Origin of the sequence: Aquimarina gracilis, from assembly GCF_035285365.1 — a bacterium.
Taxonomy (GTDB): Bacteria; Bacteroidota; Bacteroidia; order Flavobacteriales; family Flavobacteriaceae; genus Aquimarina; species Aquimarina gracilis.
Map to the genome: position 1 here is coordinate 504,127 of NZ_JAYKLX010000001.1, position 12,737 is coordinate 516,863.

Genomic DNA, 12,737 nt, shown 5'->3' on the forward strand with positions numbered 1-12,737 from the left:
CAATTAAATAAACATCGTTGCGCAGCGATAAGGCAGAAACCGAAAAGCCCTTTAAATAGAGTAGGTATTTTAACTAAATCATTTTAATTATGGAAGAGTTTAAAAATTTTAAAATTGAAAAATTAGGTTTAACTCAAATCTATGGAGGCTTACAATACATTGACACGCAAACAGGTAATTTTTGCGATTGTCTAGAGGACACAAATGATAATGGAAAAGCAGATCCGGGTGAATGTATGGAAAGAATAGCCTGCGAATAAATCTAATTAATATAAAACTGAATATTATGAAAACAATTAATAGTGTTACAGATTATAAGCTAAATAGAAAAGCCTTAAATACGGTTATTGGTGGAGATGGCCCTACCGGTATTAACTCTAATGGATTGGCTACTGATGGATGGAGTGATACGAATGGAGATGGGGCGTTCAATGAAGGAGATCATGTTTGTTTTATGGAACCTTATGCTGTTAAGTAGAGAATTATAAATAAAGAGATAGATATTAGCATTTATATCTATCTCTTTATATTATAAAAGTATACTTTTATAATATACAATCTTAAAACCAAGTTAATATGTCAAAATACTTTTTATGTTCCTGTCTTTTTATTGTATTAGCATGTACTCAAAAACGACCTACTAACCTAGAAATGGAAAAGGCTTTTAACGAAGTAAATAATGAAAAACTTTGGAACCAACTTAAAAAAATGTATGCAGATGATCAACGGTATAGAAACCTTATGGGCGAATTGGACAAAACGGCGCCCAATTATCAGCAAAAAAAGGATTCTTTATGGGCATTACAGCACGAAATCGATAACAAAAATACCGAATGGATGATTGATTTTACAATAAAATATGGGGTACCCTATGCCGATCGTACCGGTAAACCTATCCATGCATGGGTAATATTTCATCATTCTCCAAAAAAATACCACAACAAAATTAAGCCCCTGATAGAACGAGAATACAAAGCAGGCAGAATAGACAGCACCTCTTATGGATTGATGCAATGGCATCTAGCCGGTAGGGTTGGAATACCAGAAAACACAGGCTTACAAATAATTGATAACAGATAATTATATATGATGGTAAAAGTAAAATTATTTTTATTGACCCTAAGTACGGTGACTTTAATTTGTTGTAAAGGGGTTGAACCTACTGATCAAAAAATAGAAGCGGCTTTTTCAAAAATCAATAATGAAAAACTTTGGGACGAATTGCGAAAAATGGAAATAGACGATCAATTATATCGTACTCCTTTGGATTCTATATATAGAGTGGGGAAGAAAAAACCAGAAAATTGGGATTCGTTATGGCAACTACAAGAAAAAATTGATAACAAAAATACTGAGCGGTTAATTGAAATTACAGAGAAATATGGGTTTCCATCTCCTCATAGAATAGATCAACCTATAGCAGCATGGATGATTTTTCAACATTCCGCAAAGAAATATCATAAGAAATTAAAACCCTTGCTAGAGCGAGAATGTGAAGCAGCCAGAATCGGAGATGTAGAGTATGAAATGATCAAGTGGCATCTTGAGGGAAGGAAAGGGTTTCCTTTTGAAATTACATATCCAAAATAAGACTTGTTATGATTTTAGTAATTAGTGAGGCCAATGATATTACTACAAATGAGGTTATAGAGTGGCTTAATCATTTTAACGCAGATTATGTAAGAAGCAATTTTACATCCTATACAAAATTAAATTATATACAATTGTCAAATGATTCCTGTCATGTTGCACTACTTGATATAGAAGATATAGCCATTAAAAAAATATGGAACAGAAGGGGTGGGCTTCGCCTTTTACCAACAAGCCTTAGAGGCAAGAAAAATTTATATCCTTATCTTAAAAAAGAAGAAAATAGTTTACTGAAATCATTAGAGGATATCTTAAACAAAAAAGTGGACTATGTGGGGAGTTATCATATGGAAGTTGAGAATTATAAACTCGATTATTTATTACTAGCAAAAGAGGTAGGTTTAAATATTCCTGAAACGTTAATAACTACTTCTAAAAAAGAAGTATTTCAATTTTTTGAAAAACACAAAAGCATTATTACTAAAGATATTAGATATCCTATTAAAGTTAATCTTACAGATATCACTATTTTTTCTTCAGGAACTTTTGTAGTGAATTATGATATGATTAAAAGTATGGAAGAAGATTTTGCCCCTACATTAGTTCAAAAAAAAATAGAGAAAAAATATGAGATAAGGATATTCTTTTTTAAAGAAAGGCTTTTTCCAATGGCTATTCTATCTCAAAATGATCAAAAAACAGCAGTAGATTATCGTAATTATAATAGAGAAAAACCGAATAGAAACATTCCTGTATTGCTGCCAAAGAAAATTGAGAAAAAAGTAAAAGACTTCATTAATTTATCCACCCTATCTACTGGTTCATTAGATCTAATCGTGAGTCAATCCAATGACTATATATTTCTGGAAGTAAATCCTCAAGGACAACTGGATTGGGTTTCTAAAAATTGCAACTATTATATAGAAAAAGAAATTGCTGAATACTTGATTGCATAAAAATGATAATTATGGAAAAATTTGATGATCTAAAACCTAGACTTCCTTTAACATTTCAAAGAACTGAGATTAAAAAACATAATTCAAAAATCAAAAAAACTACGCTTATAGCTGTAAAGCATATTTATGCAGATGGAATAGCCCCTTATAACTTTTATCGGCCAATTTCAAAAATAGTATCCATATAATGATGAATCAGGATTTACCATTTAAACTTATTGCAAACTGCATTCCGGTTAAAGGAGCAAAAAGAAGTACTATATGTGATTTGACTCGTAATGATATAAAACTTATACCTAATGATTTATACAACATATTAATTGAACATGAAGGTAAAAGTATTCAAGAAATCAAAGAAATCTACAACAATAAATACAATGAAATCATAAACGAGTACTTTGATTTTCTATTAAAAGAAGAGTTTATAATTTTTACTGACACCCCAGAATTGTTTCCAAAAATATCATTGCAATGGTTTGAACCAAAGCAAATTACTCATGCAATACTTGACGTGGGAAAAAACACTAATTATGATCTTTATAAAGCAATAAAAGATTTAGATGATGTTGGTTGTAAACATTTAGAGGTAAGATTTTTCAAGAAAGTAGATTTTGACGGACTTAAAAATATTGTTGAATTTATCGATAGTTTAGAATCTCCAATTGTGTCAATAGATTTTACACTTCCATTTCATCCTAATTTTGAGAAAGAAAAAATATTGGACTTTCTGTCTGAGCATGGAAGGGTATGTTCACTTCGAATTCATGGTTCGCCAATCAAAGAATTTATACCTCCAATAGATAAAAAAAGTGGATATGTTATATATTCTGATCAATTCATCAAAAATGAAAAATTTTGTGGAGTCATTGATCCAAGTTTATTTTCAATAAACATTAAATCGTTCACTGAATCTCAACATTACAACTCTTGTTTGAATAGGAAGACTTCTGTAGATGTAAATGGTGATATCAAAAATTGTCCATCTATGACACAAAGCTTTGGAAACATACAAGAGATATCTATTAAAAAAGCTATTAAGAATAAGGATTATAAAAAATATTGGAGTATAAACAAAGATCAAATTGACACATGTAAAGATTGCGAATTTAGACACATTTGCACAGACTGTAGAGCATTTATAGATAATCCTGATGACATTTATACCAAACCATTAAAATGTGGCTACGATCCCTATACCAATCAATGGGAAAAATGGTATAACAATCCTTTAAAAGAAAAAACCATTGTAATCTATAAGTTGGAAGAGATTTTTGTTTAATACATTGTAAATCTGGCTACTTTGAGTTTATTATAAAACTATTAACATTATACTAAGGTGGTATTAAACACCACAACATAAAAAATAAATACAAGCTCATGAGATTTTTATCCTTTATGAATTCAGTACTATTTCTTCTTGTACTAGGATGTAAATCAAAACCTGAAAATAGCGTAAAAAATTACACTTTGGTAGAAGAAAATGGTATCTCGGTAGAAGTGTTTGATTCTATAATTACCGCTGAAGATAGATATACCAGTAATAACATAACCTTTAAAAAGCATACAGAATTCATATATTCTTATAAGCATATTTCTCCTAACGGAGAAGTATTTTTGTTTGAGGAAGATCATAATATAGATGATTGGAGGTACGCTTGGAGGTTTGTAAATTCGGATTCAATAACTCAAAATAGTATTTTAAAAGTAAAAATAAAGGTAAAGCCTGGTTTGCAGCCTTTTCTAGAACAAATACCAGATTATAATCAAACTGTACTTCAATACAATTATATAACCAAAAATGAAGAATCGCTATTTAACTCTGTATCTGGCGTTATTGAAAATGAAAATAACATTTGGATGCACCCACCCAGAGATAAGTATTTTAGAATTCTTGAACTAAATCCTTTTCCTTTTATCAAAGCTCCTTTTAAAGTTGGAAACAAATGGAATTGGTCTTTAAAAATAGGAAGTAGTTGGGGGGAGAAACGATGGAAAACATGGCAAGGAGCTATTGAAAATAAATACAATTACAAAATAACTAGTAAAAAGAAGTTAAATACAAAATTTGGAAAAATTGAATGCTACGAAATACGAGCGGAGGCCATAAGCAGTATAGGCAAAACCGAATTACAAGCTCTTTTCAATCCTAAATACGGATTTGTTGAATTAAACTATATAAACATAGATGGAAGTAAAACCAATCTTACCTTAGAAGATTGTAATGAATTTTAAACCTTAATCACAAGAATTTTTATGAAAACCTATCTTTTATTAAATCTTTTGACCCCTACTCATTTGATTATTATTATTGCTTTATACTTAATTTTGATGTTTTCTTCTTTGTTTCTATTACTTAGATACGAAAAGGGGATAAAACTCTTTTTATGGTTGGCTGTGCTATTTTTATTACCCTTTATAGGATCAATATTATATATCGTACGATTCTTTCTTAATAGAAAGTTTTCTATTGAGTCTACATAAACAACTATGAATGAATAATAGATTGTAAAATACTATTTTTTAATTCTCTTAATAATTAAGCTATTAATAGCAAATAACATAAAAGAATGCATAAAACTGCTATAGTTTAACTATAGCAGTTTTCTATTTAATAATACTAGTTTCAAAAAATGAAACTAACTTCAAATAGTATTGCATTGTATTGATATAATTATTTCTACAATGTCCAAGATTAGGTTTTTAAACACCCCCTTTATCATTATAACCTTATCAACCAGTATTGGGGTTCTTTTGGGGTATTCCTTCAATATTGGTGTAAAAACCGCTTTAACAGCGATTTTTGCTACCTTACTTATCTTGATACTCACCTGGCAACGATCGAAAAAATTATTCGTCAAATCGTATCCCTTTACCATTGCTACCTTATTGTTCTTTATTTCTTTTGGAATAACTTTGGTCGCTATTCATAACCCCAGGAACGACCCTAATCATTACACTTTTAAGATACATGAAAACACCCTACAACATTCCAAAAAAGGGATACGATTTTCTATAAAGGAACGTCTTAAATCGACATCCTATTACAACAAATACATTATTGTTATTGAGCAAATAGAAGACACTGCTGTAGAAGGTGATCTTCTTCTATTAATTGCAAAAGACAGCATAAAAACTACTTTTACTATTGGCGATACGTATACGACAGTTGCTAAAATCCGTCCAATTCCTAAACCTTTACATCCATATCAATTTGATTATGCCAAATACTTAGAGCATCAACACATCTATCACCAGATTACGGTACAACCTGAACTGTTAATCTATAATCATCAAACAAAAATATCATTCTACCGCCTAGCGGATCAAGTAAGAAAAAACATCAATCTCTCCCTCTCATATTATTCTTTTACTCCAAAACAGTTATCCATCATTAATGCATTACTCTTGGGACAGCGACAGGATATTAGTGAGGAAACCTTTGAGGAGTATAGAGATGCGGGGGCCATTCATATTCTTGCTGTATCAGGCTTGCATGTAGGAATTTTGCTATTACTACTTAATTTATTATTAAAACCAATACAAAAAATAACAAAGAAAGGAAAAACTATAGCTTTATTGATTAGTCTCCTGTTTCTATGGTCTTTTGCTGTTATTGCCGGTTTATCTCCATCTGTACTTAGAGCGGTTACCATGTTTTCTTTTCTTGCGATTGGCATGCAAATAGGCTCGCAAACCAACATCTATAACTCATTATTTATTTCGCTATTTATACTACTATGCTTCAATCCTTTATTACTATTTTCTGTAGGGTTTCAGCTTAGTTACCTAGCCGTTTTTTCTATCGTTTGGATACAGCCTATGTTAGTAAGAAAATACCAGCCCCGATTGTATATTCTTAAAAAACTTTGGGAAACGTTCACCGTTACAATAACGGCTCAATTAGGGCTACTACCCCTTTCCTTATTCTATTTTCATCAGTTTCCATTATTATTCTTTATATCTAATCTTATCATTATTCCTTTTTTGGGAGGTATTCTTGGGTTTGGTATAGGGGTAATCATTCTTGCCCTTTTTGAGATTTTGCCACAAAGCTTTGCAAACGCGTTTGGAAGTTGTATAGATATGATGAATAACATTGTAGGTTGGGTGGCACAACAAGAAAATTTTGTCATAAGTAATATTTCATTCTCATGGAGAATGTTGGTCCTGTTCTATTGGGTTATTATAAGTTCTGTGATCTTGATTAAGAAACATGAAAAACATAAGATTTATCTTGTATTAATTCCTTTAACACTATTGTTTTTAACAGGGTTTTTTGAAAAACATCTTGCGGCTTCACACAATGAATTAATTATATTTCAAAATCCTGGCAATACAGTCATTGGTGTTTTAGAAAATCAGAACGTTCAACTTTACTATCGTGACAGTATCACAGAAAAAACAAAACACTTTTTACTCGGTAATTACACCACTCAAAGACGCGCAAAAATTCATACTTCGTCTCTACCCTTAAAAAACGTTTATCAATACAAAAAACAAGTTATAATGGTGGTAGACAGCATGGGCATATACCAATTAAAAAGAATAAAACCTGACATGATACTTTTATCAAATTCTCCAAAAATTCATTTGGATCGTTTGCTAGATAGTCTTGCTCCAAAACAAATCATTGCGGATGGAAGTAATTATCGAAGTTATTTGGATCGATGGGAAGCCAGTTGTGAAAAACGTAAAATCCCTTTTCATCGTACTGATAAAAAGGGGGCTTTTATTTTAAAGTGATTTTTTTTAATGATTACAGTGCCACCAAAGACTCTGCCATGTATTCATTATCCTGAGATTCTAATTGCATAACCTCTTTAATGATTTCATGTATTTTTGGAATACAATCTTTTGCCATTTTGTTAGGGCTATTAAAAAGCACACAAATTCCAATATCTTCATTGGGATAAATAGCTATCTCGCTACGATAATTATTTACTCCACCACCATGGTGAATGACCTTATTTACATCACCAGATTCTGCATCTTTAAATTCGTGTATACGCCATCCTAAAGCATAAAAAGAAGCTTTATATCCAGGCCATCTTTGATAGTAATTTCTTCTTCCACCAACTTGAACCATAGGATTGAAAACATCCTTCATTGTACTTGGTAATAATACATCGGGATTATTGCCTAACAAAAATTTCATCCATTTCCCCATATCAACTGCACTGGCATTTACTCCTCCGGCGGCAACCGCATTATAATATTTTTTATTAATGCGCATAGGCCTCCACCCGCGTCTTACCCGTTGATGTGGCATAGCCACATTCTCAGATTTTTCAAGAGCCTCATAACTTGCAGATGCGGTTTCCATTTGCAAAGGGTCAAAAATTCTATCCTGAATTACTTCTTTTAGAGGTTTCCCTGTTACTCGTTCAATAATTTCGCCACTAAGCGCGAAAATCGCGTTTTGATAATTATAGAAATTTCCCGGCTCTTGTAACGGAAGTACTTCATTAAAACGTCCTGCAATGGTAGTAAGGGTTAATCCATCTTCTACAAGATTAGTAAAACTGTGGTATGGTAAACCTGAAGTATGTGATAATACATGGGATAAGGTAACCTTGTTCGTTTGAGTTTTATTTGCCAATTTGAAATTTGGAATATGATCTATGATCTTATCCTGCCATGCTATATCACCATCTTGCACGTGGATCCCGGTTAATATTCCGGCAAATCCTTTAGAAACCGAACCGATTCTAAATACCGTATTGGCATTAACCGTATCTTTTAAAGAGGCATTTCTGTTTCCAAATCCACCAGCGTAAATAATCGAATCACACTTAACAACGGCTACAGAAGCTCCTACAATTTGATTTCTTTTGACCGCGTTATCAAAATATTTTTGAATTGCCTGTTCTAATCTTTTTTTAGAAACATCTGAAAAAAGAGGCTCTGTAGGTTCTGGTTGCGGAAATTGAATTGGGTTGATATGCTCTGCAAGGGTTTTACCATTTCTCTCAGTTTTCTTTGCGGGCACAAAAGAAAACAGGAAAGCAATCAACAGCATAGATGGGGTAGCTATGGCTAAAAGTTTTTTCATAAGTAGGTTTCAGATACAAAAAAATTGAAAAACATCGACAAAAGTAACAAAAAATCCTTTGAAATGCACAATTATCTATTTTTTTATATCAAATTTGGGTATTTTAAGGTTTACGTATAGGCTAACGCAAACACTATCAAATAATTGTATGTTGTCCTAAAATTTTTGAATTCTTACGTTTCGTCTCTAGTATAAGGCCCCATAACAATTAGTACAATTAGTTTGAACCAACAGGAATAGGCGGTGGTCCTTCAGGTAAAATTGCTTTGTATTGATAATCTCCCTTTCGCTCTTTAAATTCTGTCTTTACCTTTTGTACCAATTCTTTGTCATCATACATATCAACCATAGTCATAGCTAGTGCTTTTGACGCTTGAATCATTCCTTTATGCCCTATTGACATTCCCCCACAAGCAACTACGGCCCAAGAATGCCATGGAGTATCTTTGGGAGCTGTAGTTACTCCCAGACGAACCACAGGAACCAACCAGCTTACATCACCCACATCGGTAGAACCGCCTCCTGGATGTTCTTTTGTTGCTTCGAGCGGGTTTATTTTGGAATCCATACCTACTTTGGGCTTACCTGTAGCATCTTGTATACCATGAGCAAAAGCAATTTCTTCATCTGTATAGGTGATCTCTCCCAAATATTCTAAATTTTTCTGCATAGCCTCACCTCCAGCCCTGTTTACCAAAATTTCATGTAAACCAGATACTAATGTTATTTTATGCTCAACGTTGGCCATAATTGCCGCTCCCTGGGCCATTTTTTCGACTCGCTTCCATACTTCTTCCATTCCTTCGCGTTTGGTATCTCTAACCCGCACCCATATCTTCGAATAATCGGGTACCACATTTACCACATCTCCGGCTTGCTGGATATGGTAATGAATACGAACTGTAGGTTTTATATGTTCTCTAAGGTAATTAATCCCTGTAGTGTACAATTCTAACGCGTCTGAAGCACTTCTCCCATTCCATGGATCGGCAGAGGCATGTGCGGCTTGTCCATTAAACTCTACTATAAAATCAACCAATGCTAAAGAACTTTGCACATCTGCTTCGGTTTTGGCTGCAGGATGCCAATCCAGGCACACATCGAGATCATTAAATAACCCTTTACGCGCCATGAAGAGTTTTCCAAAAAACTTTTCTTCGGCCGGAGTGCCATAAAACTTTACAGTACCCTTTAATTTTCCTTGAGCAATTAGATCTTTGATTGCGACTGCGGCCGACAAGCTTGCCACACCAAACAAATTATGACCACAACCGTGCCCGCCTGCTCCATTTTTTAAGGGCTCTTTGGTAGGTTGGGCTTTTTGGGAAATTCCTGGTAAAGCATCAAATTCTCCCAAAATACCAATTACAGGTTTACCTGTACCATAAGTCGCCACAAAAGCAGTAGGCATTTCGGCAACACCTCTTTCTACAATAAACCCTTGAGATTCGGCATAATCTGCCAAGATTTTTGCAGATTGTTTTTCTTCGAAAGCAGTTTCGGCAAGCGCCCAAATCTGATCACTCATAACAATCATTTTTTTCTCTTGTTTTTTTACGGCTTCAATAACCGATTTTTTATTTTCGCTAATCTGAGGTTTTTCCTGGGCACTTAAGAAAGAAAAAAAAAGGATCGCAAGTGTGAGTAAGCCTATTCGTATCATAATTAGAACGTTGTGAATTGTGTGGTTTGAAGATACTAAAAATTATGATGCATCGTAAAATCTAATAGTAAACAAAAAAACCCTTCTTTGTATTTAAGAAGGGTTTTTATAATTTATGTAGTATATTCTAATTCGAAAATGTACCAACAAAGGATTTTTCATACTTCTGCCATGCGGCCGCCGTTGTCAACTTTTTATAATCATCGCTTTGAATCATTTTAAGATAAATCTCAAGTTGTTGTGGCGTTTTGAAACCTACTACGGGGGCAATTAACTTTGCATTTTCATCAAAAAACACCATACTAGGGTATCCAGTAATCTTTAAAGCATTAGCAAAAAAGTGTTGGCTATTTCTACCTTTTCTGTTTGGATTATGATTGGGATTAGTATAGGTGAAATTATTGTAACGAATTTCTTCGGTACCTTCTCCATTAAACTTTACAGCATAATAGTGCTTGTTTACATAATCTACCACATCTTTGTTATGAAAAGTTCTTTTATCTAAAAGTTTACAAGGGCCACACCAATCGGTATAGACATCCATAAAGATTTTTTTGGGTTCTTTTTTTTGAGCTTCAAGAGCTTCGTTAAAAGACATCCAATTAATTTCCTGTGCCTGGGAAACAAAACACAAAAGAAATACAAAAATTGAAAGTAGGTATTTCATGATTTTAGTTTTTTTATTTATCGGGAACAAAAACTGTTCCTTATTTAAAAACTTCGGTCGTCTTTGGGAAACGAGCGAAGTAATGTATTATTATAGCGCTCTGATGGAATCGCCAAAAATCATTCAAGTTAATTTAGAACTGATCGATATGGCATATTTCATCATTTACGTTTTTTTATTTGTCGAGGATCAAAACTGTTCCTTTATTTTTCTAATGAATTCCTGCCATCCACTTTCTTAATAACGGTACCAAAGTTAGTAAAATAAGTGACGCACACCCCACAACAAGTACTCCCCAAACTAAATACGTAGACGAATACGTTTCAAGAGTTACAATTGCGGGCGTATTTTCATCAATACTTTCACTAGTTGTCAAGGTTCCTATTAATCCTGCCATTTTATTAGCCAAAGCTATTGATAAAAACCAAGCTCCCATAACGAACCCAACAACTTTACCCGGGGATAATTTGGTGACCATTGAAAGTCCAACTGGCGATAATGAAAGCTCCCCCGTTGTATGAAGCAAATACATAACTGCCAGAAACACAATTGGAACGAGTCCTTCATCTGAGGCAAAGAATCTAGCTCCAATAACGATAACAGCAAAACCTATTGCTAATTGCGCTAGACCTAATACAAATTTCATTGGTGTACTTGGTTCCTTTTTTGCTTTGTTAAGTCGTAACCATATCCAGGAAAAAAGAGGAGCAAATAACATAATAAATAATGGATTAAAACTTTGAAATATTGATGCGGGAATTTCTGATCCTCCAATAAATCTGTCCACATTTTTATCAGTGAATATTGTTAAGCTACCTCCAGCCTGTTCAAACAAAGCCCAGAAAACTGCGTGAAAGAAAAACAAAACTACTACTACAAGTAATCTTCTGCCTTCTACTCTATCTTTGTTAGTAAGTGATATAAACACCAGATATCCAATGATCCCCAAAGAAGTAACAATTAATATTGCAGACATAACCTCATCTAAATCCAAAAAGAATGCGCATACTGGGATAGCTAGTAAAGAAATTAAATATATCCCTGCAGATGGATTTAGGCCAATAAATTTTCTTTTCCCCTCAATCACATCTTTAGGAGGTAATCCTTTCTCACCAAAACCTGATCCTTTAGAGAAAATATAGAACACTACTAATCCGACAACCATACCTATACCTGCAAGCCCGAAACCATAATGCCAATTTATTTGTTGACCAACATATCCACAAGTCAAAGTTGATAGGAAGGCACCAATATTAACCCCCATATAAAAAATCGAAAAAGCACCATCTTTTCTAGGGTCATCTGTCTCGTAAAAAGTACCTAAAAAAGAACTTATGTTAGGCTTGAAAAAACCATTCCCCACAATAATAAACGCTAATGCGGTAAAGAAAAAGATCAAATTACCTTCCAAACCTTCAATTCCTTGTAAGGCTAATATGAAATGGCCCAATGCCATCAAAAATCCTCCCCAGATTATAGTTTTTCTAAAACCCAAAAGTTTATCTGCCACTAATCCTCCTAAAACCGGAAAAAGATAAACCATTGCAGTATAAGAACCATATATCCCATAGGCTTTTGCTTCGGCAACATTTTGTGCCAAATCAATAAAAAGGACTTTAGCCATATACAGTGTAAGAAGTGCTCTCATACCATAATATGAAAACCGTTCCCACATTTCTGCAAAGAAAAGAACGAATAAAGCTTTAGGATGTGTTTTTTTGTTTGTGTAGATTATAAATGGCACCCATAGTAAGACGAATATCCATCCTACAATCATTATCCATAAAGTAATATCCATGTTTATATAAT

At 33.3% G+C, this 12,737-nt stretch carries 13 protein-coding genes; 9 read left to right on the top strand and 4 right to left on the bottom strand.

Annotation, left to right across the window (positions count from 1 at the left end):
• Positions 1-89 precede the first annotated feature (89 nt).
• The 9 genes from U6A24_RS02095 (at position 90) to U6A24_RS02135 (ending at position 7,289) form a co-directional block, all read left to right on the top strand.
• Positions 90-260 (top strand): hypothetical protein, encoded by a 171-nt coding sequence (locus U6A24_RS02095; RefSeq protein ID WP_324178279.1) that lies wholly within the window; start codon positions 90-92, stop codon positions 258-260.
• A 26-nt stretch (positions 261-286) separates the two neighbouring features.
• A complete protein-coding gene (locus U6A24_RS02100; protein WP_324178280.1) occupies positions 287-478 on the top strand; it encodes a hypothetical protein in 192 nt (63 codons plus the stop codon).
• Positions 479-576: 98 nt separating this feature from the next.
• Positions 577-1,080, top strand: coding sequence for a hypothetical protein (locus tag U6A24_RS02105; RefSeq protein ID WP_324178281.1), 504 nt, complete (start codon positions 577-579; stop codon positions 1,078-1,080).
• 6 nt (positions 1,081-1,086) lie between these two features.
• Positions 1,087-1,590, top strand: a complete 504-nt coding sequence (locus U6A24_RS02110; protein ID WP_324178282.1) for a hypothetical protein — start codon at positions 1,087-1,089, stop codon at positions 1,588-1,590.
• An 8-nt stretch (positions 1,591-1,598) separates the two neighbouring features.
• The gene (locus U6A24_RS02115) at positions 1,599-2,546 is read left to right on the top strand and encodes an ATP-grasp domain-containing protein (RefSeq protein WP_324178283.1); all 948 of its coding nucleotides are present in this window, start codon (positions 1,599-1,601) and stop codon (positions 2,544-2,546) included.
• 11 nt (positions 2,547-2,557) lie between these two features.
• The gene (locus U6A24_RS02120) at positions 2,558-2,734 is read left to right on the top strand and encodes a hypothetical protein (protein WP_324178284.1); all 177 of its coding nucleotides are present in this window, start codon (positions 2,558-2,560) and stop codon (positions 2,732-2,734) included.
• Positions 2,734-3,825 carry a grasp-with-spasm system SPASM domain peptide maturase gene (gene gwsS / locus U6A24_RS02125; protein ID WP_324178285.1) on the top strand — a complete coding sequence of 364 codons (1,092 nt, stop codon included), beginning with the start codon at positions 2,734-2,736 and terminating at the stop codon, positions 3,823-3,825. Before U6A24_RS02120 ends, gwsS begins: the two co-directional genes overlap by 1 nt.
• A 98-nt stretch (positions 3,826-3,923) precedes the next feature.
• On the top strand, positions 3,924-4,778 hold the full coding sequence (locus U6A24_RS02130) for a hypothetical protein (protein ID WP_324178286.1): 855 nt from the start codon (positions 3,924-3,926) through the stop codon (positions 4,776-4,778).
• A 450-nt stretch (positions 4,779-5,228) separates the two neighbouring features.
• Entirely contained in the window at positions 5,229-7,289 is a 2,061-nt protein-coding gene (locus tag U6A24_RS02135) for a ComEC/Rec2 family competence protein (protein ID WP_324178287.1), read from the top strand.
• 13 nt (positions 7,290-7,302) lie between these two features.
• On the opposite strand, the gene U6A24_RS02140 is transcribed toward U6A24_RS02135, so the two are convergent.
• The 4 genes from U6A24_RS02140 to U6A24_RS02155 form a co-directional block, all read right to left on the bottom strand.
• Positions 7,303-8,598, bottom strand: coding sequence for a serine hydrolase domain-containing protein (locus tag U6A24_RS02140; RefSeq protein ID WP_324178288.1), 1,296 nt, complete (start codon positions 8,596-8,598; stop codon positions 7,303-7,305).
• Between the two features lie 217 nt (positions 8,599-8,815).
• Positions 8,816-10,261, bottom strand: coding sequence for an amidohydrolase (locus U6A24_RS02145; protein ID WP_324178289.1), 1,446 nt, complete (start codon positions 10,259-10,261; stop codon positions 8,816-8,818).
• Positions 10,262-10,388: 127 nt separating this feature from the next.
• Positions 10,389-10,928, bottom strand: a complete 540-nt coding sequence (locus U6A24_RS02150; RefSeq protein ID WP_324178290.1) for a thioredoxin family protein — start codon at positions 10,926-10,928, stop codon at positions 10,389-10,391.
• A gap of 211 nt (positions 10,929-11,139) precedes the next feature.
• Entirely contained in the window at positions 11,140-12,726 is a 1,587-nt protein-coding gene (locus U6A24_RS02155; protein WP_324178291.1) for a peptide MFS transporter, read from the bottom strand.
• Positions 12,727-12,737: the final 11 nt, after the last annotated feature.

Coding starts and splice junctions, on each gene's coding strand:
- U6A24_RS02140 (WP_324178288.1), bottom strand. CDS start 8,598: ATGAAAAAACTTTTAGCCATAGCTACCCCATCTATGCTGTTGATTGCT.
- U6A24_RS02155 (WP_324178291.1), bottom strand. CDS start 12,726: ATGGATATTACTTTATGGATAATGATTGTAGGATGGATATTCGTCTTA.
- U6A24_RS02100 (WP_324178280.1), top strand. CDS start 287: ATGAAAACAATTAATAGTGTTACAGATTATAAGCTAAATAGAAAAGCC.
- U6A24_RS02105 (WP_324178281.1), top strand. CDS start 577: ATGTCAAAATACTTTTTATGTTCCTGTCTTTTTATTGTATTAGCATGT.
- U6A24_RS02095 (WP_324178279.1), top strand. CDS start 90: ATGGAAGAGTTTAAAAATTTTAAAATTGAAAAATTAGGTTTAACTCAA.
- U6A24_RS02115 (WP_324178283.1), top strand. CDS start 1,599: ATGATTTTAGTAATTAGTGAGGCCAATGATATTACTACAAATGAGGTT.
- U6A24_RS02150 (WP_324178290.1), bottom strand. CDS start 10,928: ATGAAATACCTACTTTCAATTTTTGTATTTCTTTTGTGTTTTGTTTCC.
- U6A24_RS02120 (WP_324178284.1), top strand. CDS start 2,558: ATGGAAAAATTTGATGATCTAAAACCTAGACTTCCTTTAACATTTCAA.
- U6A24_RS02135 (WP_324178287.1), top strand. CDS start 5,229: ATGTCCAAGATTAGGTTTTTAAACACCCCCTTTATCATTATAACCTTA.
- U6A24_RS02110 (WP_324178282.1), top strand. CDS start 1,087: ATGATGGTAAAAGTAAAATTATTTTTATTGACCCTAAGTACGGTGACT.
- U6A24_RS02145 (WP_324178289.1), bottom strand. CDS start 10,261: ATGATACGAATAGGCTTACTCACACTTGCGATCCTTTTTTTTTCTTTC.
- gwsS (WP_324178285.1), top strand. CDS start 2,734: ATGATGAATCAGGATTTACCATTTAAACTTATTGCAAACTGCATTCCG.
- U6A24_RS02130 (WP_324178286.1), top strand. CDS start 3,924: ATGAGATTTTTATCCTTTATGAATTCAGTACTATTTCTTCTTGTACTA.